Raw genomic sequence first — 25919 nt, 5'->3', positions numbered from 1 at the left:
GGCGGGTCAGGACGGGCTGCGCTCGCTGTCGTCGCGGTGCGATGCTCCCGCACTACGGGCAGCCAACGCATTCCTGCCGTTGCGCAGGGCGGTCGCCAGGCTGCCGAGGCGGGCGTTCCATTCCCCCTTCAGCTGCCAGTCCGCCATGCGCATGATTTCGCCACTGGAGGCGGCAACCTGGACAAGCCCCAGGTTGCTCGCCACACCGCGCAGCGCGTGTGCGTGCTCGCGGAAATCCTCCCAGGCCTGGTGCTCGCCGCAGCCCTGCAGCTGGCCCATGCTCGCGTCGACGTCCGCCAGGCACTGGTCGATGAACTTGCGTTCGAAGCCATCGCCCATGCCCAGCGACGCCAGCTCGTCCAGCACCGCGGTATCGAGCACGCCATCGCCAACCGGCAATGCCGGCACCGACTGGATGCCGGACTCGGCGCGGGTGTTGGCGGCGACATCGGCCAGCACTTCCAGCAGACGGGTGGCCACCACGGGCTTGGCAAGGAAGGCGCGGGCACCGGCCTGCTCGCAACGCAGGATGGACTCGGGGGTGACGTCTGCGCTCAGTACCATGACCGGAACGTAAGGCATGCCACTGGCCTGCATCACCCGCAACTGCTTGAGCAGGTCCAGTCCGCTCATGCCGGGCATGTGCAGATCGACGATCGCTGCGTCGTAACTGGCCTGCTCCAACGCATCGAGCACTTCGGCGCCGCCATTGACGCAGGTGACCTTGTGGCCGGCCTTCTCCAGCAACCGCTGCAGCACCATGCGGTTGGCTTCGTGGTCGTCGGCCACCAGCACCCGTAGGCTGCGCACCCGCGCACGATGGCGCAGGAAGGGATTGGAGAACGCGATGACATTGCCGGCTTCAGCCACCTCGGACGGAACCGCCGGGGCTGATGAGGTGTCTGCGACGTCCAGCGTGATCTCGACCCAGAACACGCTGCCGCGCGGGCTGTTCGGCGCATAACCGACCTGCCCGCCCATCGACTCGACCAGGCCCTTGGCAATTGCGGTGCCCAGACCGGTGCCTTCATGGCGGCGGGCCAGGCCGACATCGCCCTGCTCGAAGGCATTGAACAGCCGGCCGCGCAGCGCCACCGGTACGCCGATGCCGCTGTCGACGATCTCGAATCGCAGGCTCATCCGCTCGCTACCCAGCACATCGGGGCTGGACACGCGCAGATGCACGTAGCCGCTGTCGGTGAACTTGACCGCGTTACCCATCAGATTGAGCAGGATCTGCTGCAGATGACCGGCATCACCCAGCAGGCGCGGCGGCACGTTGTCATCCACCTGCACGCGATAGTCCAGCGATTTGGAGCGGGTCTGCGGGGTCAGGATCAGGTTGATCGCCTGCAGCACGTCGGCCAGCGCGAACTCGTGCCACTCCACGCGCACCTTGCCGGCTTCGATCGCGGAGATGTCCAGCACCTCTTCCACCAGCGCCAACAGGCTGCGGGTCGAGGCCTGGATGGTGTTCAGGCACTCGCGCTGTTCGTCGTCCAGGCGGGTGGTGGCCAGCACTTCGGTCATGCCGGCCAGCCCGTTCAATGGCGTGCGGAACTCATGGCTCATGTTGGCCAGGAAACGGCTCTTGGCTTCGTTGGCCTGGCGCGCCTCTGCCACCGCCCGGGTCAAGGCATGCAGCAGCGAATCGAAGTACAGCGGAATCGCGCCCAGGCCCAGCAGCAGGCCCCAGCCCAGATAGTCGTGGCCGCGCCAGTACGGCGACAGCATCACCGTGCACAGGAAGGCCAGGCAGCCCATGGCCGTGGCCACGCGCAGGTAGGTGCTGCCGTAGCGCATGCCGTTGCCGATCGTGACCCACAGCATCACCGCATACAGCGGTGCCGCCGGCTCACCCTGGATGGTCATGATCCAGGCCATGCAGGTGTAGTCGGTCAGCATGCCGATCACCCGGCGCACATGCGACACACCCGGATTGACCAGGATCGCGGTCAGCAGGCCGGCGGAAATGGTCAGCTCGAAGGCGAGGATCAGCCACGTCGCAGTCAGTGCCTCACCGCCGCCGCTCAGCGAGCGCCAGCCGAGATAGCTGATGAACAGCGCCGTGATGATGATGCGGATCAGGTTCTGCGCGTGCTCGCTGTCCTCGCGCCCGGACAGGCGTTGCTTGAAGCGTGCCAGCAGCGAGCGCTTGTCGGAGCCAACGGCGGGAGTCGTATCCATGGTCGGATGTCGCATCCTTCGGCGCAGCAGGGAGGAGCAGCACAACGGTACTGCCAGCAACCCCAACCACAGGGAAATGGCCAGCCCCAGGTTGGCCTGCCAGTAAGGGGTCAACAGCACGGTGGTGCCGAAACTGACCATCGCCAGCACGATGGCAGCGGCCAGGTAACGCGGCCCGAAGCGCAGGCCGTTGCCCACCGTGACCCACATCACCACCGCATACACCCACGCCAGCGGCTCACCCATCTGGATCATGCCGACCGCGATCAGGCCGTAATCGGCCAGCATTCCGGCCACCCGGCGCGGATCGGAGCGATCAGGTTTCCACAGCAGCCAACCGAACAGCAGCAGCGAAAGCCCCAATCCGGTCAGTACCGTCGCCAGCACGCCCTGGTACTGCTCCAGACGGTGCAGGCGCGCACCGGACAGCAGCACATAGACCAGGATCAGCGAGATCAGCACCACCCGCACGATCGCCTGGCCATGTTCCGAATCCGGACGCTGCGCCAGCCGACGCCTCACGCGTGCGAACAGGTCCTGCATGTCACCCACCCGGTCGCGTCGATGCCGTCGAGTGCTGGGCGCAGATATCCATCAACTGCTGGTGGCCGCGCATCAGCGCATCCACGCAGCGTGGATCGAACAGGCGGCCACGCTGGGCATACAGATAGGCCAGTGTGGCTTCCATGGTCCATGCTTCCTTGTACGGACGGGGTGAGATGAGTGCGTCGAAGACGTCGGCCACGGCGACGATGCGCGCTTCCAGCGGAATCGCCTCACCGACCAGCCCATCCGGATAGCCGCTGCCGTCGTAACGTTCGTGGTGGCGCAGCGCGATCAATGCGCCGACCTGGATGAAGCGGTTCTGGCTGCCACTGAGCAGCTCATGGCCGATGCGTGGGTGCCGGCGCATGATCGCCAGCTCCTCGTCGTTGAGCTTGCCCTGCTTGAGCAGCACTGCATCGGGAATGGCGATCTTGCCCATGTCATGCAGCGGCGCGGCCATCTCGATCAGGCGCACGTCGTCTTCGGGCAGGCCCAGCTGCTCGGCGATCAGCCCTGCCACGCGCGCCATGCGTTCGAGGTAGGCACTGGTGCCGGCATCACGGAACTCGATCGCCCGTGCCAACCGCGACAGGGTCTCGCGTTCGCGCTCCTCGACCTCGTGCATGCTGGCCAGCAAGCGCTGCTCCAGCGACAACGCGCGTTGCTTCACGTTCTCGGTCTGCTGGCGCAGCTGCAACAGGTTGTAGCAGCGCGCGCGCAGTTCGCGCGGACGGATGGGCTTGACCAGGAAGTCGATGACCCCCGCTTCCAGCGCCGCCTGACGGATCGGCTCGTCGCCGACCACGGTGATCAGGATCACCGGAATGTCGCGATGCTTGGGCAGGCGGCGGAAACGGCGGGCGAACTCCAGCCCGTCCATCTCCGGCATGCGGTAATCGAGCAGCAGCAGGTCGACCGGATGCGCCTCGCACCAGGCCAATGCTGTCAGCGGATCACCGAAGTCATACACGCTCAGTTCCGGCGCGATATCTTCGATGACGTGACGCAGCATCGTCCGGGCGGACGTCTGGTCGTCAACAATGACGATGTTCAACGCGTACTCTGCCTGGTTTCTCGACCATGCTGGATCATCAGCAGGCGAGGATACCCTGCCGCTGCGAACGCTCGCACCCTGCATCGGCCTGACTCCCGTGTCATGCGTCCCGGTTCATGATCGTCATCACATTGTGAAGCGGACTCTCCACAATGCGCACTCCCCCTGGCGCCGATCAAGCCATAACAGACGTCAAGGTAGTGCATTAACGATACGCCGAGTGCGGGAGGCGTCAATCGCGCCGTCTCATTTCGCGACGGCGCGCACAAACAGGAGTCAAAAAGACGACTTACTGCTCCGGACGCATGTACGGGAACAGCAGCACGTCGCGGATCGAACTGCTGCCGGTCAGCAGCATCACCAGGCGATCGACGCCGATGCCGAGGCCGCCGGTCGGTGCCATGCCGTACTCCAGCGCACGGATGTAGTCGGCGTCGTAGTGCATGGCCTCGTCATCGCCGCCTTCCTTCGCCGCCACCTGGGCCTGGAAACGCTGGGCCTGGTCTTCCGGGTCGTTCAGCTCGGAGAAGCCATTAGCCAGCTCCTTGCCGTTGACGAACAGCTCGAAGCGGTCGGTGTAGCCCGGATCGCTGTCGTTGGCACGGGCCAGCGGCGAGACCTCCACCGGATGGTCGGTGATGAAGGTCGGCTGGATCAGGGTGTGCTCGACCGTGGCCTCGAAGATCTCCAGCAGCAGCTTGCCCCAGCCGTAAGACGGCTTGACGCGGATCTTCAAGCGCTCGCAATGGCGCAGCAGCGCCTCGCGGTCGGTGCAGTCGGCAGCGGAGATTTCCGGGTTGTGGTGACGCACCGCCTCGTCCATGCGCCAGCGGCGGAACGCCGGGCCCAAGTCGATCTTCGCGCCATCCCACTCGACTTCGGTGCCACCGTTGACGGTCGTGGCCACGTCACGGATCACGCCTTCGGTCAGGTCCATGATCTCGTTGTACGTGGCATAGGCCTCGTACAGCTCCATCATGGTGAATTCCGGGTTGTGGCGGGTGCTGACGCCTTCATTGCGGAAGTTGCGGTTGATCTCGTACACGCGCTCCAGGCCACCCACGGTCAGGCGCTTGAGGTACAGCTCCGGCGCCACGCGCAGGTACAGGTCCAGGTCCAGCGCATTGTGGTGGGTGGTGAACGGCTTGGCCGCCGCGCCGCCGGGGATGTAATGCATCATCGGCGTTTCGACTTCGAGGAAGTCGCGGTTGTCCAGCCACGCGCGCATGGCGCGGATGATCTTCGAGCGCTTGATGAACACCGCGCGCGACTCCGGGGTCACGATCAGGTCGACATAGCGCTGGCGGTAGCGCTGCTCGACGTCGGCCAGGCCATGCCACTTGTCCGGCAGCGGGCGCAGCGACTTGGTCAGCAGGCGGATCGATTCGGCCTTGACCGACAGCTCGCCGGTCTTGGTACGGGTCAGGCCGCCTTCGACGGCGATGATGTCGCCCACGTCCCAGCCCTTGAAGGCGGTGTAGGCATCGCCCAGCACCGTGCCCTGCAGGAACAGCTGGATGCGGCCGGACTCGTCCTGGATCTGCGCGAAACTGGCCTTGCCCATGATGCGCTTGGCCATCAGGCGGCCCGCCATCTTCACCTGGCGGCCGTTGCCTTCCAGGGCCTCAGCGGTCCACTGCTCGGCGTCGGCGAATTCTTCCTGCAGGCGGCCGGCGAAGTCCTCGCGACGGAAGTCGTTCGGGTACGCGATGCCCTGCCCACGCAGCGTTTTGAGTTTCTCGCGGCGCTCGGCGATCAACTTGTTTTCGTCAACGGGGGGGGTATCGGTAGCTTCGCTCATGGATCTGCGGGAATCGTGTAGTGAGGGGGGATGTTGCGCCCGGCACAGCCGGTTGCCCAGCATACCAAAACCGCCCCGCCCCAGCCCTGGGCCGGGCTCCTGCCTGGTCGTCGCCAACCTTGGTTGGCGGTCCGTGTGTCGACCAAGGTCGACACCTACCAGGTCCGCTGCCCGCCGCTCTGGTAGCCGCCAACCTTGGTTGGCGGTCCGCGTGTCGACCAAGGTCGACACCTACCGGATTCCGGGGAACCGATGCCCCGGTAGGCGTCAACCGTTCCCGGGAAACGCCTGCCGCAGCTCGTCCACCAGCACCCGCTGGTTCTCCGAGTAGTCGATCGGCACCGATACCAGGTGCACCCCACCCTCGTTGAACGCCGCCTCCAGCGTCGGGATGAACTGCTCGATGGCCGTCACCTCATGCCCCTTGCAGCCATAGGCTTCCGCATACTTCACGAAATCCGGGTTACTGAACGTCATGCCGTAGTCGGTGAAGCCATCCACCGCCTGCTTCCAGCGGATCATCCCGTATGCGCCGTCGTTGAGAATCAGCACCACCAGGTTCAGGCCCAGCCGCCGCGCGGTCTCCAGCTCCTGGCTGTTCATCATGAAACCGCCATCGCCGCACACCGCCAGCACCCGCCGCTGCGGGTACAGGATCGAGGCCATGATCGCCGACGGCAGGCCCGCGCCCATCGTCGCCAGCGCGTTGTCCAGCAGCAGCGTATTGGCCACCTGGGTGCGGTAATTGCGCGCAAACCAGATCTTGTACATGCCGTTGTCCAGCGCCACGATGCCGTCCGGCGGCATCACCTGGCGCACGTCGTGCACCAGCCGCTGCGGGGTGAATCCAGCTTCCTCGGCACGGTCAGCCAGGTGTTCCAGAATGGTAGTGCGCAGCGGCAGCAGCGCGTCGGCATTCGGCACCGCGCCTTCGATGCGGTCGGCCAGCTGGGTCAGCGAACGGCCGATATCGCCGATCACCTCCACCTGCGGGAAATAGACCTGCTCCACCGCCGCCTGCGAATAGCCGATGTGGATGACCGTCGGCCCACCCGGGCGCATCACGAACGGCGGTTTCTCGGTGACCTCGTGGCCGATCGTCACGATCACGTCGGCCTGGTCGATCGCCATGTGCACGTAGTCGCGCTCGGTCAGCGCGGCGGTGCCCATGTACAGGCCCGAACCACCGGCCACCGCACCCTTGCCCATCTGCGTGGTGAAGAATGGAATACCCGCGCGCAGCACGAAGGCCGACAACGCTTCGCTGGACTGCGGCCGCGACGCCGCCGAGGCGATCATCAGCAGCGGGCGCTTGGCGTTGCGGATGATCTCCGCCGCGCGGTCCAGTGCTTCCGGACTGGCAATGGGACGATCCACCGCGTGCGGCGGAATCAGCGCTACGTCCCCGACCTCATCGGCCGCGATGTCTTCGGGCAGCTCCAGCAGCACCGGGCCCGGGCGCTCTTCCAGCGCGGTACGGAATGCCTCGCGGACGATGGTCGGAATGGTGCGCGCCGAGACAATCTGCCGCGCCTGCTTGGTCAGCGGCTTCATGGTGCTGACGATGTCGACGATCTGGAAACGCGCCTGCTTGCTGGCGACGATGCCCTTTTGGCCGGTGATCATGATCACCGGCCACGCGCCAAGCAGCGCGTAGGCGGCACCGGTGGTGAAGTTGAGCGCGCCCGGGCCGAGCGTGGCCAGGCACACGCCCGGCTTGCCGGTCAGGCGGCCATAGGTGGCCGCCATGAACACGGCCGCCTGTTCGTGGCGGGTGATGACCAGCTCGATGCTGGAATGGCGCAGCGACTCGACCACGTCGAGATTCTCTTCGCCGGGAATACCGAAAATACGCTCGACGCCTTCGTTCTCAAGCGCGGCGACGAGCAGATCTGAACCCTTGGACATTGGAATGCCGTCCTTTTCGCTGGACTGATGATGGATCGTTGCAGGAAGGATGGAAGCTGCGCGTCAACGCTTGTCGAACCACACCGTCTGCGCGTTGACGAATTCGCGGATGCCGAAGTGCGAGAGCTCACGGCCGAAGCCGCTCTTCTTCACGCCACCGATCGGCACGCGCGGGTCAGAGGCGGAGAAACCGTTGACGAACACGCCGCCGGTCTGCAGCCGGCGTGCCAGCTGCATGGCCCGCGCGCGGTCGCCGCTCCACAGGTTGCCGCTGAGGCCGAACTCGCTCTGGTTGGCCAGTTCCACCGCATGGTCGGCATCGCGGGCACGGCTGATCGAGGCAACCGGACCAAAGGTTTCGGTATCGAAAGCCTGCATGCCCGGCTCCACGTCGGCCAGCACGGTGGGCGCGTAGAACGCACCCGGGCGATCCAGCTGATGGCCGCCAACCAGCAGCTTCGCGCCCGCGTCCACCGAGGCCCGTACCTGCGCGTCCAGCTGCTCCAGCAGGTCCTGGCGTGCCATCGGACCAATGCGATTACCCGCTTCACGGCCGTCGCCGATGGTCAGCGCCTGCACCTTCTGGCAGAACTGCGCCACGAACCGGTCGTACACCGCGTCTTCAACGATGATGCGCTTGCCGGCGATGCAGACCTGCCCGGTGTTCTGGAAGCGCGAAGCCACCGCTGCATCGACGGCAGCGTCAAGATCGGCGTCGGCCAGCACGATGAACGGATCCGAGCCGCCCAGTTCCAGCACCACCTTTTTCAGCGCCTGCCCGGCCTGGGCGGCGATGCTGCGGCCGGCGGCCACGCTGCCGGTCAGGGTCACCGCAGCGATGCGGTCATCGGCGATCGCGCGGCTGGTGCCGTCGCGGCTGATGTTGGCGGCGATGAAGGTGCCTTCCGGCAGGCCTGCGTCGCGCCAGGCGGCGTCAAGCAGCTGCGCGGTACCGACGATGTTCTCGGCCGGCTTCAGCAGGAAGCCGTTGCCGCCCATCAGGATCGGTACCGCCGCGCGCATCACCTGCCAGTACGGGAAGTTCCACGGCATGATGCCCAGCACCACGCCCAGCGGCAGGTAGGACACGTAAGCCTTGTCGTCGGGCACCTGGGTCGGTTCGTCGCGCAGGAACTGCGCACCGTGGTCGGCGTACCAGTCGCACAGCACGGCGCACTTCTCGATCTCGGCCAGCGACTCGGCCTGGACCTTGCCCATTTCGGCGGTGGCCAGCACGGCCAGCTTTTCACGGTCACGGCGCAGTACCGCGGCCATCGCACGCAGTACGTCTGCACGCTGTTCGAGGCTCCTGGCGCTCCAGGCCGCGAAGCCAACCTGGCCGCGATCCAGGATTGTTTCCAGTTCGGCGTCGGTGGCGAAGGGATGGCTGGCGATCTGCTGGCCGGTGGCGGGATCGCGGGAAATGGCGGTGGTGGGGGCAGCGGACATGCAGGTCTCCTGGTGTCTCGACAACGGGCGGCGGCCCGTCTCCTGCACAGGAATGTGGACCCGATCGACGGGCACAACAAGGCGTCTGCTTATCCTGTGACCTGCACTTACCTGTCTGAATGGGGGTATCGGCAGGGCTGCGCCCTGGGTACGCGCCATCGCATGCGCGCTGCCGCTCCCACGCTTCGCTACGCGAACCGCGGGCCCCACTTACCAGCTCCCAGACCCCCGCCGCTTCGCGGCCGCCCCCTGACTCAGGGGGCTCTGCCCCAGACGCGAGTCGGTCGCCACAGTAGATCCACGTCGTTCGTGGCTGAATCTCTTTCGGAATCAAATATCTCCAATTGAGATCGAAAACCATCCACGCATGGCGTGGATCTACCAGATCACGAGAAACTGTCAAAGGCGGGGCGGTGTCGGGGTGCGGGGTGTCAGCCGCATGGATGCGGCTGCCAAGCCTACACGGACGTACTTGCGGCGTCCCCGCACTCCGACACCGCCCCGCCAACCCACGGATAGCTCGCTGTTGCTGTTGCCGTTGCTTCGGCTTGAAGCAGGTGCAGGGCTGCAAGCCCTGCCGAACAACCCCCTACCTACGCGGCAGGTAGGTCACCAGTGACAGGTCGTGCCGGCTCTCCGGCACCAACGCCACGTACTGCAGGTCCAGCAACCCGCGCGTGGGATGGTTCAGCTTCTTCGCACCTTCATCGAACCGGCGCACGTCGTGCTCCGGCCACCACTGGCGGAACTCCTCGCTGTGCGCGGCGATGTCCTCGGCCAGCGCCAGGAACGGGGCCTTGTCCGCCGCCTGCGCCATCGCCGCGCGGAAGCCGGCCAGCAGGCCGCGGGTCATTTCTTCCCAGTTGAGAATCAGCGTGCGGTACGGCGGGTACAGGAACATCAGCCGCAGCGTGTTGCGCTCATGTGGCGCCAGCTGGCTGTAGTCCACGAACAGGTCGGCGATGGCCGGGTTCCACGCCAGGATGTCGTAACGGGTATTGCGCACGTAGGCCGGGATCGGCTGCATGGCCTCGACCAGCTGGCGCAGGCCATCGGTGACCGTCTCGTCCGTTGACTCCAGTGGCACGCCGTAGCCGGACAGCGCGAACGCATAGGCGCGCTCGTCGTCACTCATGCGCAGTACCTGCGCCAGGCGCTCCAGCACTTCGGGCGAGGCGCGCACTTCGCGGCCCTGCTCGATCCAGGTGTACCAGCTGACACTGACCCCGATCGCCAGTGCCACTTCCTCGCGCTTCAGGCCCGGGGTACGCCGGCGCCCGGCCGGCAGGCCGAGCGTGGCGGGATCGACACGGGCGCGGCAGGCCTTGAGGAAGCCGCCGAGTTCCTTGCGTTCACTTTCGCTGCGCATCATCGCTACCGCCGTACCTGTTGTAGCGTCGAGCCATGCTCGACGCATCTACTACCGCGCGAACAGCAGCTGAGCATGGCTCAGCTCTACAGTAAAGCCAGTTCAGCCACCCTCGGCGTTGCGCGCGAGGGTGACGATCTCCGCGCAGGCACGTCGATCAGGCATCGACGCGCTTGGAGCCCACGGCCAGGCCGGCCTTCAGGCTGGCTTCGACGAATTCGTCGAGGTCGCCGTCCAGCACCTTCTGCGTATCCGAACGCTCGATGCCGGTACGCAGGTCCTTGATACGGCTCTGGTCGAGCACGTAGTTGCGGATCTGGCTGCCCCAGCCGATGTCGGACTTGGTGGCTTCCACGGCGTCCTTCTCGGCGTTGCGCTTCTGGATCTCCAGCTCGTACAGCTTGGCGGCCAGCATCTTCATCGCGTTGTCGCGGTTCTGGTGCTGGCTGCGGCCGGTCTGGCAGGCCACGACGATATTGGTCGGGATGTGGGTGATACGCACCGCCGACTCGGTCTTGTTCACGTGCTGGCCACCGGCACCGGACGAACGGTACACGTCGGTACGCAGGTCGGCCGGGTTGATGGTGATGTCGATGTTGTCGTCGATTTCCGGCGACACGAACACCGAGGTGAAACTGGTGTGGCGTCGGTTGTCCGAATCGAACGGCGACTTGCGCACCAGGCGGTGCACGCCGGTCTCGGTCTTCAGCCAGCCGTAGGCATAGTCGCCTTCCACGCGCAGCGTGGCCGACTTGATGCCGGCGACGTCGCCACCGGAGACTTCCATCAGCTCGGTCTTCCAGCCGCGCGATTCACACCAGCGCAGGTACATGCGCAGCAGGATCTCGGCCCAGTCCTGGGCTTCGGTGCCACCGGCACCGGCCTGGATGTCGACGAACGCGGCAGCATTGTCCATCTCGCCGGAGAACATGCGCTGGAACTCCAGCTTCTCCACGTGCGACTGGTGCTTGTCCAGGTCGGCGACCACGGCCAGCGCGGTGTCCTCGTCCTGTTCGGACTCGGCCAGCTCAAGCAGCTCGGTGGCATCAGCCAGGCCGTCCAGCACCGAGGCGATGCCGCCCACGGTCTTTTCCAGGCTGGAACGCTCGCGGCCCAGGTTCTGGGCGTATTCGGCGTTGTTCCAGACGTCGGGGCTTTCCAGCTCCCGCGTTACTTCTTCAAGACGCTCTTTCTTGGCGTCGTAGTCAAAGATACCCCCGAAGCGACAGCACGCGATCGGTCAGATCGGTGATGCGCTGGCGGACAGGATTCAGTTCGATCATGTCGGCGGTTATGCATTCAAAAGATGACTGGTAATGATACCGCAGGCCGGGGATGCCCGGAATGAGGGCCTCACCCTGCCCCCAGCGCCTGCCGCAGCAGCGGTAGCTGGCGCCGGCTGCAGGGCACCTTCGCCCCGTCGGCCATGTGCAGCAGGGCCTCGCCGCCGTCCAGCGGCTCGATCGAGCGCAGCTGGCCCCGATGGATCAGCCAGCTGCGGTGCGGACGCAGGAACTCGCCCGGGTCCAGCCGCTGTTCCAGTACCGCCATGGTGATCCGCAGCGGGTAGTCGTGGCCGCGTACCCGCAGGTTCACGTAGTTCCCCGCCGCCTGGGCGTACTCCACGTCGGCGGTGGCGACCAGGAACTCCTTGCCCAGCTTGCGTACCAGGAAATGCTGGGGGCGCTCGACCGGCTCCACCGGTGGGCCGACATCGGGCGATGCCAGCAGGTGCGCCTCGCCCTGGCGCTGACGGCCGAACCAGGCCACCGCGTGCACGGCAATCACCAGCAGGCTGTAGGTCTGCACATCCTTGAAGAACTCGTAGAACCACTGCGCTGGCCAGTCACCGTAGGTGTAGCGCTGGCCGATGAACGTGAAGGCCATCTTGCGCAGCAGCACCATGGCACTGACATGCAGCAGCCACCAGGCAACACCACCCAGCACGTAGAAGCCGATCCGGCGCCGCCAGGTATCTGCATGCAACGGCCAGCGACGAGCGGCGGCGTGCAGAAGCGCCAACAGGCCCAGGCTGGCCAGCGCACTGCTGAACTCCTCGATCGAGACAGTCCCTGCGGAAAAGGGCTGCGCGTCGCGCAATGCCCGCATCCACTGCGCCAGCACATTGCCTGCGGCGGTGCCCAGGAACAGCAACGACCAGAATGCAACGGCAAGCCCGGGGCGACGCGTTCGTTCTGCAACTGGGGCGGTCAGCGCCGCCGAATCTCCATTCTCCATGCTTCCATTGTTGCCCATCCGGCTCCATGCGCATCAGCCATTGGTCCCAGCCACCCCACCACTGGCCCCTGAACGTCCGCCATCGCGCCCCATCCACTGGCATCCGGGCCTTGGCTGGCAGAGCGTGCAGCTGCCTCCCGAAGCCCGCCGCTCATGCACCGTCGCCACGACTTGGACACCCTGCGCATCACCGCCTTCGCCCTGCTGATCCTCTACCACGCCGCCATGGCCTACGTGGCCGGCTGGGACTTTCACCTCAAGAGCACCTACACCTCCGAATGGCTGCAGTGGCCGATGATCGCGCTGAATCGATGGCGCATGCCGCTGCTGTTCGCCATCAGCGGTATCGCGCTGGGCCTGTCCCTGCCCGACCGGGGTCGGTTGCAGCACACCCTCCGCCGTGGCTGGCGCCTGCTTCTGCCATTGCTGTTCGGCATCGTCGCCGTCGTGTCCCTGCAGGCCTACTACGAAGCGCTGGACAAGGGCGACGTGGCACCGGGGCTGGCCCGGTTCCTGTGGCGCTACTGGCAGTTCCAGCCATGGCCGGGCGCGCATTTCAGTGGTGCCGCCTACGGCTTCACCTGGAACCACCTGTGGTATCTGGCCTACCTGCTGCCTTACACCGTACTGGCGGTGGTACTGGCCAGCCTGCTGCGTCCACTGCGCAAGGTGCTGCCAGGCTGGCAGCCGAGCGACCGCCTGCTGGGCGCCTCACTGCTGGTAGTGCCAGTGGCCTGGCTGGCCTGGTCCCTGCTGGTACTGATGCCGCGTTGGCCACCCACCCACGCCCTGCTGGACGACGTTTATGTACATGCCGAGTCGCTGCCGCTGTTCCTCGGCGGCTTCCTGGCGGCGCGCTGGCAGCGCGGCTGGGATCTGCTGGTGCGCGGGCGCCGCGTGACCCTGGCCCTGGCGGTGCTGGGGCTCTGCCTGGAGCTGGGCATCCGCGCACTGGCCCGCCTGCCCCATGTGGGCGATCTGGATGCGTGGGTGCTGGCACTGCCGTGGGCCCAGACCGAACGCGTCGGCCGCGCGTTGTATACGTGGTGCATGCTGCTGACCCTGTTCGGCTGGGCGCGGGTGCTGCTGTCCCGCCCGTGGCCAGGCCTGGGCTATTGCCGGGAAGCGGTGTTCAGCTGGTACAGCCTGCACCAGACCGTGCTGATCGTCTTGTTGTACGCGCTGCGACCGTTGCAGCTTGGCCCGTGGCTGGAGCCTGCCTTGCTGGTGGCCGGCACGGTCGGCGGCTGCCTGCTGATCCACGAACTGCTGATCCGCCGCGTGCGCTGGCTGCGTCCGCTCTTCGGCCTGCGCGCCGCATCGCCATCGCTGCTCGTGGCACGTGTTGCGCCGGTGTAGAGCCGAGCCCACACTCGGCTGCTTTGGCGCGGTTCTGTTGAGCTGCGCCTGATTACCAACGGATGATGAGGACAACGGATGTTCCAGACCCACTGGCACCTGTGGCTGCAGCAGACTCTCGACAGCGGCTGGATGCTGGCGCTGATGCAGTTCATCAGCCTGCTCGGCTATGAAATGGCCTATACCGCGCTGATCCTGGTGTGTGCATTCGGGGCACGCCTTCGCGCTGGCCTCTGCGTTATGCTGGCGGTGCTGCTGATGGCCTGTGCCACGCATGCAATCAAACAGGGCGCCGCCCTGCCCCGTCCCTCCGACGTGGATGCGGCGGTGCTGGACAAGGGCGAGCCTTCGCACCCGTTCGTGGTGGATGGTGGCGGCCACACTTTCTGGTCGCTTCCCGATGCGCAGGCCACCGCCATGCTGCGCGCCCAGCCGCATGCCGACTATGGTTTCAACAGCGGCCACGTAGGCATCACCACGGCCGCAGGCGTTGCGCTGCTGCTGGCGTTCGGCATCCGCCGCCGCTGGCTGCGCTGGACGCTGATGCTGGGCTGGCCCCTGCTGATGGCAGTATCGCGCATGTACCTGGGCCGGCACTTCCTCGCGGACGTACTGGCTGGCTGGTTGCTCGGCCTCGGCATCGCCGTGCTGGCCTGGCAATTGATGCCGGGGCTGCGGGGTGCGCGGCGCTGGCAGCTGCCGGTACTGCTGGGCCTGGGCGTGGCGTTGTCGTGGGCCTCGTTGTGGACGCCCCTGGTGCCGCTGGGCGAAGCTTCACGCCTGCTGGCGCTGGCGCTGCTGGTAGCGTGGCTGCAGTGGCGCGGCTGGCCGGCCGATCCCCAGGGCATCGTGCAGCGGGTGCTGCGCGTGCTGGGCGTGGTGGTGGTCTACCTGCTGGCGCGGCCGGTGATTGGTTGGCTCGCAGACATCATTCCGCTGCCGGATGCGCCGGTTACGGAGTTGCTGTGGCACACCGTCGGCACGCTGCTGATTCTCGGTGGCGGCGTGGCACTGGCACGGTGGATTCCGCGCCAGCACCTGCCGAAAGCCGAAGACGTGCAGTAGATCCACGCCATGCGTGGATAGGCCATCCCGACTCCAACCAAAAGCCACGCATGGCGTGGCTCTACTTCAATCGGATAGATCCGCGCCCTGCGCGGACAGGCCCTTCCCCGACCGTGCAGTCGCCCTGCATGGCCCGGCGCTACCGCACCTCGAACTCGCCCACCAGCACAGTCTCGGCGCGGTCCTTCAGTCGCATCGTGACCATCTGGTCCTTCTGCTTCGGCGTGCCCCAGTGAGTGGTCAGGCGCAGCATCAGCGTCGTCGCACCGGTCACCAGCTGCTGGCGGCTGCCGAAGTAATTGGCCTCCACCTTGTACTTGCCGGGCTTGGCGTTGCGCAGCGAGAACTGCTCGGGACCATAGCCGCCGGTGAAGTCCTGCGACATCTGCCCACCCTGATAGGTCAGGCGGTTGCCGTAGTACGCGCGCTCGCCGTTCGGGTCGGTCACCCAGAGGTCCATATCGCTGTTGTCGGCATCCCACGACAGCACCACGCGCAGGTCCAGCGGCATCGCCTGCAGCAGACGCGGGTCGATGCTGCGGGTATCCAGCCGTGGCGTGCTGCGTGCCACCAGGTTGTTCAGCTCATCCAGCGCGATCAGGGCGATGCCGTCGAAGCGGTTGTCCCACGGCCGCACCACCACCTGGTACAGCGGGGCCAACGCCTGCTGCGGCTTGCCCGCAGCCGCCAGTGCCAGGCCAAGATCGCGGAAGCTCTGCGGTTCTTCCTGGCCCATCGCCAGCACCTGCTCGAACACCGGCACCGCCAGCGCGGGGGCATCCGCCTGCATCAACCGGTAGCCGAGCACACGCAGCAGGTGGCGGTTGTCCAGGTCCATCTCGGCCAGGTTCGACAGCACGCGCAGTGCAAGTTCGCGCTGGCCCTGCTCCAGCAACAGATCGGCCACATCGAGGAAGAACGCGCTGCTGTCGGCATGTGCATCGCGCTCGGCCAGGTAGCGGTCATACAGTTGCGACGCCGGGCCCTGGCGCAGCCGCCGGGCGATGGCCGAATCCAGCTGCCAGGCCGCCAGCTGGATGCCGAGCTCGCCCTCGTTGGCGGCAGCGGGCGCAGCGACACGACCACCAGTGACCGTGATTGAATCCAGGGCCTTGTTCGATGCGGACGCTGAACGACGTGCACGCGCGCTGCTGGCTTCCATGCGTTGCTCGGCGGCTGCGGCCATCGGTGCCGGCGCGGGCGGTGCCGCGGGGGCCGGCGCAGCGAGCATCGCCACCGGCGCCGAGTCCATCGCGTAATCCGCGGATGCAACTTCCAGCGCCCCGCCCTTCAACTGCGGAGGTGCTCCCTTCGGCCAGCTTCGGTTCCACCACTGCTGGCGCTCCTTCCAACGTGCGGCAACCTGGTCCAGGCGCTGGCGATCGGCAGCGGCGCGATCGCTCACCTGCCGTGCGAAGCGGGCATCGTACTCGGCGCGCAGTTTGCCGGACGGGCGGATCGCGTAGCGCAGGTAGTCCTCCAGGGTCTCCAGCACGATCAGCGAGGTGTCCGGTCCGACCAGGCCGAACTGCTGCGACAGCAGTTGCATTGCCTCGCGGTTGCCTCGGCGGTCGGCGCCGAGTTGCTGCAGACGGGCCTGCGCCCACAAGCCGGCCAGCAGCTCACCGTCGTCACTCTTCTGCGTTGCCGGCAGCGCCTGCCATTCACCACCGCCCACGCGCACCCGCATCGGCACACCGTCCGCCGCAAGGCGGGCATGCAGCCATAGCCAGCCTTCGGCCTCGCTGCGACGATCGATCACAACATCCTGTACGCCACGGCCCGCATCGACCTGCACGTCCAACGGCGACGACAGCAGTTCGCGAGCGGCCGCATCAACATCCTTGCCCAGCGCGACAAAGCGACCGCCATGCGCTTCGCTCCAGCCGCGCAGGCGCACTACATCGGTTCGCGCACCAGCACTGCTGACCGCGAACAGGCGCTGCTGCGGTGCGAGTGCTGGCAGTGCTTCCGGTCCATAGGTCAGCAGGCCATCGCTGACCAGCAGGTATTCCTTCACGCTCGGTTGCGGCTGCCACTGCGCCAGCGCGCTGGCACCGTCAGGGCGTACGGCCTGCAGTGCTGCACGCAGCTCGCTCCAGTTGCCTGCACGGACACGGAAGCGACGCATCGGTTCGGCACGGTCACGCAGCACGGTCAATGCCACAGTGCCGTCACCCAGCGCTGCGAAATAGCGATCCAGCAGGGCGAACTCACGTGTGCGATCGCGCTGGCCCGCCGAACCGGAACCGTCCCACAGCAGGCCGATTTCGCTGGGAAGCGTGCGCGGCGTGCGGCTGACCGTCACCGGCAGCTGCGCCAGCAGGTAGTGACCATCCTGCCAGGGTGCCACCTGCACCTGTGCCTGGCGTGCCGCCGGCAGGCTCCACTGCAGCTGCGTCGGCAACTGCGCGCCCCTGCCCTGCCAGTGCAGCTGGCCCGCGTTGATGCGGAACGGAGCCGTACCTGCGGTGGCCGCTTCCGGCGCCTGCAGCTTCAGCTCAACCGATGCAGCGCCAGCGGCGAACTGCAGCGGCAGCGTCCACTGCCAGCCCTGGCCGGCGAAGGCCAGCGGTTCGCGAATCACCAGCTGCACGCGTCGGCTGCCACCGGCCGGCAGCGGATAGATGCGCAGGCGGAACTGGTTGCCGGCGGTCTGTTCCAGCAGGCCCGGGTCGACACCGCGGCGGGCGATTTCCTCGAATACCTGGCGGCCACGGTCCTTGGGCACCGGCACGGCGTCACGCAGTTCACCGTTGATGTCCAGCGCGAAGCCCGTGATCTGCTGGCCATCGGCCAGCGGGAACTGCAGCTCGCCCTCCAGCACGCGCCGGTTCGGGTTATGGAATTCGAGGGTGATCCGGGTCTGGGCGACGCCGGCCTGGACCTCGCCTTCGATGCGGGCGCGCTGCAGTTGCACCGGCTGTTCGGCGGCGGGCGCAATCAACAGCGGGGTGGTGGCTTGCGGCCTGGCAATGCGTGGCGACTGAGCGCCGACAGGCCCGGCCGCGAGGGCCAGCAACAACACAGCGCAGCAACGGACGAAGACCATGACAGGGCTCCAGAGGGATCGTGGACATTTGAACGCACGGACAGCCGGAATGGGGTTGGACCGTGCGCGGCTTTTCTTTGCCCCCATCCACAGGCACCATGCCCCACGCTCCCACACGCGCAAGGATGCCGATGCGATTGCCCCTGCTGGCCACTCTGTTGGCACTGGCCTGCCCCCTGACGGCCCTTGCTGCGGCTCCGGCCAAAAGCCTGTATTTCCAGCACCACGACTGGGTCGTGGCCTGTGACAACACCTTGACCTGCCGCGCCGCCGGCTACGCCACCGACGATGACAGCACCCTGAGTGTGCTGCTCACCCGCAAGGGCGGCCCGGATCAGGCCATCCAGGGCCGCCTGACCCTGCAGCCGGAAGAAGGCCAGACCCAGCCCAAGGGCGCGCTGCATCTGCGCATCCAGCAACAGGACCTGGGTGTCCTTGCTCCCTTGAAGAGCGCAGGCAGGCACAGCTTGACTGCTGCGCAGACCAGCGCACTGCTTTACGCATTGGTGCGCGGCGGTGGAATCAGCGTGACCGATGGCGCTGGCCATCGCTGGCCGCTGTCGGACAAGGGTGCCGCGGCGGTACTGCTGAAGATCGATGAGTACCAGGGCCGCCTCGGCACGCCCGGCGCCGTGATGCGCAAGGGCAGCACGCCTGAATCCAGCGTCCCCGCCGCACTGCCGGTGCCGGTTGTGCGCAAGGCCGCTACCCTGGACTCAACTCCGGATGATCCCGCGTTTGCTAGGCTGGCCGCCTCACCCGCCCTGCGCGCAGCACTGCGCGCCACGCTGGAGGACGACAGCTGCGAAGGCCTGCAGGAAACTGATGCCGACGTTCCGCTCAGCAACTCCCCGCTGCAGGTCCGGCGCCTGGACGCGCAGCATGTGCTGGTCACGGTCCCGTGTTGGCGCGGGGCCTACAACATCGGCGATGGCTATTGGGTCGCCAGCCCGCAGGCGCCGTTCCAGGCGCAATGGGTGACCAGCGATGCGATCGACTACACCGACGGCCAGATCATTGCCGCGCAGAAGGGCCGCGGCCTCGCTGACTGCATTTCGCACGCAACCTGGACGTGGGACGGGACGAACTTCATCGCGACGTCCGAGGTGGCACCGGGTCTATGCCGGGGCGTGCCCGGTGGCACCTGGGAACTGCCGATGCTGGTCAGCGAGGTCCGCTGACGCCACAGAAAAAGGGGACGGAGGGGATTAAGTCGCAAGTGGCAAACAAGGCACAAGCGACTTAATCCCCTCCGTCCCCTTTTCCTCATGCAGGCAGGCAGTGCTCGACGATCAGCTGGATGGCGCTGCCGCCACGATAGTCATCGCAGGCCAGCCGATAGGCCAGATGTACATGACGGCCGGGCGCGTTACCGTGCCAGCCGCCGAAATGGATCGCGTTGATCGTGCCAGGTACACCGGGCAGGCGCAGTTCCAGCTTCAGGTGGCGCTCTTTCAACACGCGCCAGTTGGCCACTTCGAAGTGGCCATCGAACAGCGGTTCGGGGAAGCCCTGGCCCCACGGTCCAGCCAGGCGCAACGCATCGGCGTGGCGATGGTCGAGCTCGTCTGCGGCCAGTTCGCCGTCGCTGAGAACCTGCTGCTGCAATGCTGCGGGGTCGAGCATTTCCAGCACGACAGCCACGAAGGCCGCCTTGAAGTCATCGACGTGATCCAGCCGCAGGCTGAGGCCGGCCGCCATGGCGTGACCACCGAAACGTTCGATCAGACCCGGATGCCGCGCATCGACCAGCGCCAGTGCGTCACGGATGTGCAGGCCGGGAATCGAGCGCGCCGAGCCACGCAGCGTGTCGGCACCGGGTTCTGCAGGCGCGAAGGCGATCACCGGGCGATGCAGGCGATCCTTCATCTTCGACGCGACCAGGCCGACCACGCCCGGGTGCCAATCGGCGTCGAACAGGCAGGCCGCCACCGGTCGCTGGCCGGCCATGTCCAGCACCACGCGGGTCAACGCCTGCTCGGCGTCGTCAGTCATCGACTGCTGCACGGCGCGCCGTTCCGAATTGATCTGCTCCAGCGTCTGCGCGATGTCGCGCGCCTGGCGCGGGTCTTCGGTCAGCAGCAGCGCGATGCCCAGCGCCATGTCTTCCAGCCGGCCCGCCGCGTTCAGGCGCGGGCCGAGTGCGAAGCCGATATCGGTGGCGGTCAGTCGCGCGGCATCACGGCCACTGGCTTCGATCAGCGCACGCAGGCCGACACAGCCCTGCCCTGCGCGTAGACGGCGTAGGCCCGCACTGACCAGCGCACGGTTGTTCGGATCCAGTGCCACCAGGTCGGCAACGGTGCCCACCGCCACCAGGTCCAGCAGCGTGGTCAGGTCCGGCCCCTTGCCATCGGCAAAGACACCGGCCTCGCGCATCTGCCGGCGCAACGCCATCAGCACGTAGAAGATCACGCCGACACCGGCCAGCGATTTGCTGGGAAAGGCATCACCATCCAGATTCGGATCGACGACGACATCTGCCGGCGGCAGCTGCGGGCCGGGAAGATGATGGTCGGTGACCAGCACCTGCCAGCCACGCGCCTTGGCCGCAGTCACACCCGCATGGCAGGCAATGCCGTGATCGACCGTGACCAGCAGGTCCGGTTTCAGCTCGGCCAACTCCTCCACCAGTGAAGGTGACAGGCCATAGCCGTGCACCATGCGGTTCGGCACCGCGTGGAAGACATGCTGCGCGCCGAGCATGCGCAGGCCACGCACACCGACCGCACAGGCGGTAGCACCATCGCAGTCGAAATCGCCGACCACCAGGATGCGCTTGTCGTTGGCGATGGCCTCGACCAGAAGGCCCACTGCATCGTCGATCCCGGTCAGCAGCTCGGGCGCATGCAGGCTGCCCAGCTTCGGCAGCGCCAGCTCCGGGGTACCGGCACCGCGACTGGCGTAAAGCCGCGCCAGCAGCGGCAGCGTGCCCTCCGGCCAGCTGCCGGGCGCGACCGCATCGCGGCGGCGGATCATCGGCGTATCAGAGGTGGGCTGCACTGCATCGGCGGCAAGGGACATCGGCATCGCCGGTTACGAAAGACAGAGGGATGATACCGCGCGTGGGAGAGGCTGGCGGGATTGTGCCCGGCAGCTGCGGTAGTGCCGGCCGCTGGCCGGCAACCCCGGCAAACGTCTAGGGTCAGAGCCGTTTTCCGATGAAAAACGGATCCGACCCCGATCAATCGTGCAGCTGCCGCGGCTTCTTCCAGAACTGCCAGCGCTGGCCGCGATCCAGCTGGAACTGCAGGCCATCCTCGAAATCCAGCACCAGCCGCTGCAGCTCGCCACGTTTCAGCGCGGCCAGCAGCGGACGGATCGCATCATTGCCGAGCTGCTGCAAAGAGCGCAGCTGGCGCAGGTCGACCAGTGCATCCACCGCCTGCTCGCCATCCACGGCCACGCCTGCCGCCAGAGCCAGGCCCTGCAGCAGGGCATCACGACTGCGCACCTGCGCATGCGCCGTACTGACCGACACCGGCATCACGCCGCCACCCCAGAACCACAGCGAATTGATCGGCTGTTGTCCCTGCGCGGCGCGCTGCTGGTTCCAGGAATGGTTGTGCAGCAGCACCTGCGCTTCGGTCATGAGCGCCCGCCAGCGGCGACCGCCCTCGCCTTCCGGCAGGTGCGAGAACAGGTCATCGCCCAGCACCTCGTCCGGACTGTCGAAGTCCGGCAATGCCAGGTCGATCGGAAGCCGCAGGTACCAGCGCGAAGGGTCCGGTGCGTCAAGCACGAACCCGGCATCGGCGAACAACGGCTGCAGCACCGGCAGCAGGGCCAGGCAGTCGGCCAGCGTCGGCCGCAGCGTTTCGCCGTAGGCCATCATCCGCGCGCCGTGCATGTCCGGCACCATGCAGGCCGGATCGGCACGCAGCCAACTGGCGCCCGCCGCATCGCCGACGTCGCGCTGGCGGGTCAACGCGGCCACCGGCCAGTGCGGCGCGGCAACCGTGAAGTGGCGCGTCAGCTGCGCGCGTTCGCCCGGCGCGACCTGCACCGCCGTGGCGCGGCCGAGCGCACGCGCCACATCGTCCGGCAGCGCAGCCGCGGCAAAGCGGCTGCGCGCCGGCAACAGCAGGGTCGCCGTTGCCACCGGGTCAGTCCACGTAGCTGACGCTGACGATCTCGTACTCGCGCTGGCCGGCCGGGGCGTCGATCACGATCGAATCACCTTCCAGCTTGCCGATCATCGCACGCGCCACCGGCGAGGAGATGGCGATCAGGCCCAGCTTGATGTCCGCTTCCAGGTCACCGACGATCTGGTACTTCTTCTCTTCGTCGGTTTCCACGTCGGCCAGGGTCACGCTGGCGCCGAACACCACCTTGGAGCCAGCGTTGAGCTTGCTCACGTCGATGATCTCGGCGTGCGACAGCTCGCCTTCCAGCTGCTTGATGCGGCCTTCGATGAAGCCCTGTTCCTCGCGCGCGGCGTGGTACTCGGCATTTTCCTTCAGGTCGCCATGCTCACGCGCTTCGGCGATGGCCGCAATGACCTTCGGGCGCTTGACCGACTTCAGGTGATCCAGCTCGTCGCGCAGCTTCTGCGCGCCCTTCATCGTGATGGGGGCTCTCATGCATTCAACTCCTTGTGCAGCTCCTGCAGCGACCAGACGGGGCCGGTGCCGCGGAATTCCAGTGAATCCACCAGCGCCTTGGCGCCGGCAATGGTGGTCGAGTAGGTGACGCGATGCTGCAGCGCCTCGCGACGGATCGAGAACGAGTCGTTGATCGCCGAACGACCTTCGGTCGTGTTGACGATGTAGACGATCTCGCCGTTCTTGATCGAGTCGACGATGTGCGGACGGCCTTCAACCACCTTGTTGATGATCTCGCAGTCCATGCCGTGCTGCTGCAGCCACGCGGCGGTGCCGCGGGTGGCGACCAGACTGTAGCCACGCGCCAGCAGCGCCTTGGCCACCGGCAGCACGCGCTTCTTGTCCGGATCGCGGACCGAGACGAAGGCCTTGCCGACCGGCGGCGCCTTGATGCCACCGGCTTCCTGCGCACGCGCGAAGGCGGCGTTGAAGGTGCGACCGACGCCCATCACCTCACCGGTGGAGCGCATCTCCGGCCCGAGGATCGGGTCGACGCCCTGGAACTTGGCGAACGGGAAGATCGCTTCCTTCACCGAGTAGTAGTCCGGCACGATTTCCTTGGTCGCACCCTGCTCGGCCAGGGTCTTGCCAGCCATGCAGCGGGCGGCGATCTTGGCCAGCGGCATGCCGGTAGCCTTGGACACGAACGGCACGGTGCGCGAGGCACGCGGGTTCACTTCCAGCAGGTAGATGGTGTCGGCACCTTCATCGCTGGTCTGGATCGCGAACTGGGTGTTCATCAGGCCGACCACGTTCAGGGCCTTGGCCAGTTCCACCACCTGGCGGCGCAGCTCGGCCTGGGTTTCAGCCGACAGCGAGTACGGCGGCAGCGAGCACGAAGAATCGCCCGAGTGCACGCCGGCTTCTTCGATGTGCTCCATCACGCCGCCGATCAGGACGTTGCCCTGGGCATCGGCAATGATGTCGACATCGCACTCCACGGCGTTGTCGAGGAAGCGGTCCAGCAGCACCGGCGAATCGTTGGACACCTTCACTGCGTCGCGCACGTAGCGGGCCAGGTCGGCTTCGCCGTAGACGATTTCCATCGCACGGCCGCCCAGTACGTAGCTCGGGCGCACCACCAGCGGGTAGCCGATCTCGCGGGCCAGCAGCAGGGCTTCCTGGTCGTTGCGGGCGATGCGGTTCGGCGGCTGCTTCAGGCCCAGCTTGTCCACCAGCTGCTGGAAGCGCTCACGGTCTTCGGCCAGATCGATCGAGTCCGGGCTGGTGCCGATCACCGGCACGCCGTTGGCTTCCAGCGCGCGCGCCAGCTTCAGCGGGGTCTGGCCGCCGTACTGCACGATCACGCCCTTCGGCTGTTCCAGTTCGACGATTTCCAGCACGTCTTCCAGGGTCAGCGGTTCGAAGTACAGGCGGTCGGAGGTGTCGTAGTCGGTCGACACGGTTTCCGGGTTGCAGTTGACCATGATGGTTTCATAGCCATCCTCGCGCAGCGCCAGTGCTGCGTGCACGCAGCAGTAGTCGAACTCGATGCCTTGGCCGATGCGGTTCGGGCCACCGCCCAGGATCATGATCTTGTCGCGGTTGCTCGGCGCGGCCTCGCACTCGTCCTCGTAGGTCGAGTACAGGTAGGCGGTGCCGGTGGAGAACTCACCGGCGCAGGAATCGACGCGCTTGTAAACCGGGCGCACCTTGTGCGCACGACGCAGCGCGCGGATGGCGGCTTCGTTGGTGCCGGTCAGCTGCGCCAGGCGCGCGTCGGAGAAGCCAGCGCGCTTCAGCTTGCGCAGGCGGGCGGCGTCCAGCGCGTCGATGCCACCGGCAGCGACTTCGGCTTCGGCCGCGATGATTTCCTCGATCTGGTCCAGGAACCAGTGATCGATGAACGACAGTGCGTAGATCTCTTCCACGCTCATGCCGGCACGGAACGCATCGGCGACGAAGAACAGGCGCTCCGGGCCCGGGGCCTTCAGCTCGCGGCGCAGGGTCTGCAGGTCTTCTTCATTGCTCAGGTCCAGGCCGGTCGGGTCGAAGCCGACCTTGCCGGTTTCCAGGCCACGCAGCGCCTTCTGCACCGACTCCTGGAAGGTACGGCCCATTGCCATCACCTCGCCCACCGACTTCATCTGGGTGGTCAGGCGGGCATCGGCGGCCGGGAACTTCTCGAAGGCGAAACGCGGGATCTTGGTGACGACGTAGTCGATCGACGGCTCGAACGAGGCCGGGGTCAGGCCACCGGTGATTTCGTTCTTCAGTTCGTCCAGGGTGTAACCCACGGCCAGCTTGGCGGCGACCTTGGCGATCGGGAAGCCGGTGGCCTTGGAGGCCAGCGCCGAGGAACGCGACACGCGCGGGTTCATCTCGATGACGACCACGCGGCCGGTCTTCGGGTTGATACCGAACTGCACGTTCGAGCCACCGGTATCGACGCCGATCTTGCGCAGCACGGCGATGGAGGCGTCGCGCAGGCGCTGGTATTCCTTGTCGGTCAGGGTCTGCGCCGGGGCCACGGTGATCGAGTCACCGGTGTGCACGCCCATCGGGTCCAGGTTCTCGATCGAGCAGACGATGATGCAGTTGTCCGCGGTATCGCGGACCACTTCCATCTCGAACTCCTTCCAGCCCAGCACCGACTCTTCCACCAGCACTTCGGTGGTCGGCGACAGTTCCAGACCGCGGCTGACGATCTCGACCAGCTCTTCGCGGTTGTAGGCGATGCCGCCACCGCTGCCGCCCAGGGTGAAGCTGGGGCGGATGATGGTCGGGTAACCGACGCGGGTCTGGATTTCCAGCGCTTCGTCCAGGGTATGGGCGACGGCGGCGGTCGGGCATTCCAGGCCGATCTCACCCATGGCGACGCGGAACAGCTCGCGGTCTTCGGCCATGCGGATCGCTTCGCGTTTGGCGCCGATCAGCTCGACGTTGTACTTCTCCAGCACGCCGTTGTCGGCCAGGTCCAGCGCGCAGTTCAACGCGGTCTGGCCACCCATGGTCGGCAGCAGCGCATCGGGCTTTTCCTTGGCGATGATCTTCTCGACCGTCTGCCAGTTGATCGGCTCGATGTAGACGGCGTCGGCCATCTCCGGGTCGGTCATGATCGTGGCCGGGTTGCTGTTGACCAGCACCACGCGGTAACCCTCGTCACGCAGGGCCTTGCAGGCCTGGGCGCCGGAGTAGTCGAACTCGCAGGCCTGGCCGATGACGATCGGGCCAGCACCGATGATGAGGATGGTCTTGAGGTCAGTGCGCTTGGGCATTTTCTTCTCTAAGTCAGTACAGCGTGACAAGGGGGTGATCGCACGCTGTCGATCAGGAATCTTGATCCG

At 66.5% G+C, this 25919-nt stretch carries 16 protein-coding genes; 3 read left to right on the top strand and 13 right to left on the bottom strand.

What is annotated here, in order from left to right; all coding sequences use genetic code 11:
- Positions 1–6 precede the first annotated feature (6 nt).
- From AC5O77_RS00390 to AC5O77_RS00355, 8 genes are all read right to left on the bottom strand, one after another.
- A complete protein-coding gene (locus tag AC5O77_RS00390; protein ID WP_478057265.1) occupies positions 7–2730 on the bottom strand; it encodes a response regulator in 2724 nt (907 codons plus the stop codon).
- 1 nt (position 2731) lies between these two features.
- A complete protein-coding gene (rpfG, locus tag AC5O77_RS00385; RefSeq protein WP_006364528.1) occupies positions 2732–3871 on the bottom strand; it encodes a cyclic di-GMP phosphodiesterase response regulator RpfG in 1140 nt (379 codons plus the stop codon).
- A gap of 205 nt (positions 3872–4076) precedes the next feature.
- On the bottom strand, positions 4077–5588 hold the full coding sequence (gene lysS, locus AC5O77_RS00380; RefSeq protein ID WP_494506306.1) for a lysine--tRNA ligase: 1512 nt from the start codon (positions 5586–5588) through the stop codon (positions 4077–4079).
- A gap of 267 nt (positions 5589–5855) precedes the next feature.
- The gene (locus tag AC5O77_RS00375; RefSeq protein WP_197585335.1) at positions 5856–7496 is read right to left on the bottom strand and encodes an acetolactate synthase large subunit; all 1641 of its coding nucleotides are present in this window, start codon (positions 7494–7496) and stop codon (positions 5856–5858) included.
- Between the two features lie 63 nt (positions 7497–7559).
- Complete coding sequence (locus AC5O77_RS00370; RefSeq protein ID WP_478057263.1) at positions 7560–8945, bottom strand: NAD-dependent succinate-semialdehyde dehydrogenase; 1386 nt, start codon at positions 8943–8945, stop codon at positions 7560–7562.
- Between the two features lie 589 nt (positions 8946–9534).
- Positions 9535–10317, bottom strand: a complete 783-nt coding sequence (locus AC5O77_RS00365; RefSeq protein WP_494506305.1) for a helix-turn-helix transcriptional regulator — start codon at positions 10315–10317, stop codon at positions 9535–9537.
- A 154-nt stretch (positions 10318–10471) separates the two neighbouring features.
- Positions 10472–11597 (bottom strand): peptide chain release factor 2 gene (gene prfB, locus AC5O77_RS00360; RefSeq protein WP_097048047.1). Its coding sequence is split into 2 segments (ribosomal slippage): positions 10472–11521 and positions 11523–11597, totalling 1125 coding nucleotides; the frame shifts between segments, so codons are not numbered across the junction.
- Between the two features lie 70 nt (positions 11598–11667).
- Positions 11668–12552: a LytTR family DNA-binding domain-containing protein gene (locus AC5O77_RS00355; RefSeq protein WP_422347502.1), complete on the bottom strand. Its 885-nt coding sequence runs from the start codon at positions 12550–12552 to the stop codon at positions 11668–11670.
- A 153-nt stretch (positions 12553–12705) separates the two neighbouring features.
- Here AC5O77_RS00355 and AC5O77_RS00350 point away from each other — a divergent pair, with 153 nt between their 5' ends.
- Both AC5O77_RS00350 and AC5O77_RS00345 read left to right on the top strand, forming a co-directional pair.
- Entirely contained in the window at positions 12706–13911 is a 1206-nt protein-coding gene (locus AC5O77_RS00350; protein WP_478057261.1) for an acyltransferase family protein, read from the top strand.
- Positions 13912–13989: 78 nt separating this feature from the next.
- Positions 13990–14976: a phosphatase PAP2 family protein gene (locus AC5O77_RS00345; RefSeq protein ID WP_094001954.1), complete on the top strand. Its 987-nt coding sequence runs from the start codon at positions 13990–13992 to the stop codon at positions 14974–14976.
- A 139-nt stretch (positions 14977–15115) separates the two neighbouring features.
- On the opposite strand, the gene AC5O77_RS00340 is transcribed toward AC5O77_RS00345, so the two are convergent.
- Positions 15116–18028 (bottom strand): DUF2135 domain-containing protein, encoded by a 2913-nt coding sequence (locus AC5O77_RS00340; RefSeq protein WP_494506304.1) that lies wholly within the window; start codon positions 18026–18028, stop codon positions 15116–15118.
- 131 nt (positions 18029–18159) lie between these two features.
- Here AC5O77_RS00340 and AC5O77_RS00335 point away from each other — a divergent pair, with 131 nt between their 5' ends.
- Positions 18160–19209, top strand: a complete 1050-nt coding sequence (locus AC5O77_RS00335) for a DUF1176 domain-containing protein (RefSeq protein WP_180837616.1) — start codon at positions 18160–18162, stop codon at positions 19207–19209.
- A gap of 85 nt (positions 19210–19294) precedes the next feature.
- Here the strand turns inward: AC5O77_RS00335 and recJ are convergent, their stop codons facing one another.
- From recJ to carB, 4 genes are all read right to left on the bottom strand, one after another.
- Positions 19295–21052: a single-stranded-DNA-specific exonuclease RecJ gene (gene recJ, locus AC5O77_RS00330; RefSeq protein ID WP_494506303.1), complete on the bottom strand. Its 1758-nt coding sequence runs from the start codon at positions 21050–21052 to the stop codon at positions 19295–19297.
- Positions 21053–21212: 160 nt separating this feature from the next.
- Complete coding sequence (locus AC5O77_RS00325; protein WP_494506302.1) at positions 21213–22130, bottom strand: phosphoglycerate mutase; 918 nt, start codon at positions 22128–22130, stop codon at positions 21213–21215.
- A gap of 4 nt (positions 22131–22134) precedes the next feature.
- Positions 22135–22599, bottom strand: a complete 465-nt coding sequence (gene greA / locus AC5O77_RS00320; RefSeq protein ID WP_026347191.1) for a transcription elongation factor GreA — start codon at positions 22597–22599, stop codon at positions 22135–22137.
- Positions 22600–22607: 8 nt separating this feature from the next.
- On the bottom strand, positions 22608–25850 hold the full coding sequence (gene carB / locus AC5O77_RS00315) for a carbamoyl-phosphate synthase large subunit (protein ID WP_032128799.1): 3243 nt from the start codon (positions 25848–25850) through the stop codon (positions 22608–22610).
- Between the last annotated feature and the right edge of the window lie 69 nt (positions 25851–25919).

It is taken from the genome of Stenotrophomonas sp. INTA L402-1 (assembly GCF_059295135.1).
This window is presented reverse-complemented; position numbering and strand designations above follow the sequence as displayed.

Bases quoted from the DNA above. Each gene is read 5' to 3' on its own strand.
- AC5O77_RS00390 (WP_478057265.1), bottom strand. From the start codon at position 2,730: ATGCAGGACCTGTTCGCACGCGTGAGGCGTCGGCTGGCGCAGCGTCCG.
- rpfG (WP_006364528.1), bottom strand. From the start codon at position 3,871: ATGCAGGGTGCGAGCGTTCGCAGCGGCAGGGTATCCTCGCCTGCTGAT.
- lysS (WP_494506306.1), bottom strand. From the start codon at position 5,588: ATGAGCGAAGCTACCGATACCCCCCCCGTTGACGAAAACAAGTTGATC.
- AC5O77_RS00375 (WP_197585335.1), bottom strand. From the start codon at position 7,496: ATGTCCAAGGGTTCAGATCTGCTCGTCGCCGCGCTTGAGAACGAAGGC.
- AC5O77_RS00370 (WP_478057263.1), bottom strand. From the start codon at position 8,945: ATGTCCGCTGCCCCCACCACCGCCATTTCCCGCGATCCCGCCACCGGC.
- AC5O77_RS00365 (WP_494506305.1), bottom strand. From the start codon at position 10,317: ATGATGCGCAGCGAAAGTGAACGCAAGGAACTCGGCGGCTTCCTCAAG.
- AC5O77_RS00355 (WP_422347502.1), bottom strand. From the start codon at position 12,552: ATGGAGAATGGAGATTCGGCGGCGCTGACCGCCCCAGTTGCAGAACGA.
- AC5O77_RS00350 (WP_478057261.1), top strand. From the start codon at position 12,706: ATGCACCGTCGCCACGACTTGGACACCCTGCGCATCACCGCCTTCGCC.
- AC5O77_RS00345 (WP_094001954.1), top strand. From the start codon at position 13,990: ATGTTCCAGACCCACTGGCACCTGTGGCTGCAGCAGACTCTCGACAGC.
- AC5O77_RS00340 (WP_494506304.1), bottom strand. From the start codon at position 18,028: ATGGTCTTCGTCCGTTGCTGCGCTGTGTTGTTGCTGGCCCTCGCGGCC.
- AC5O77_RS00335 (WP_180837616.1), top strand. From the start codon at position 18,160: ATGCGATTGCCCCTGCTGGCCACTCTGTTGGCACTGGCCTGCCCCCTG.
- recJ (WP_494506303.1), bottom strand. From the start codon at position 21,052: ATGTCCCTTGCCGCCGATGCAGTGCAGCCCACCTCTGATACGCCGATG.
- carB (WP_032128799.1), bottom strand. From the start codon at position 25,850: ATGCCCAAGCGCACTGACCTCAAGACCATCCTCATCATCGGTGCTGGC.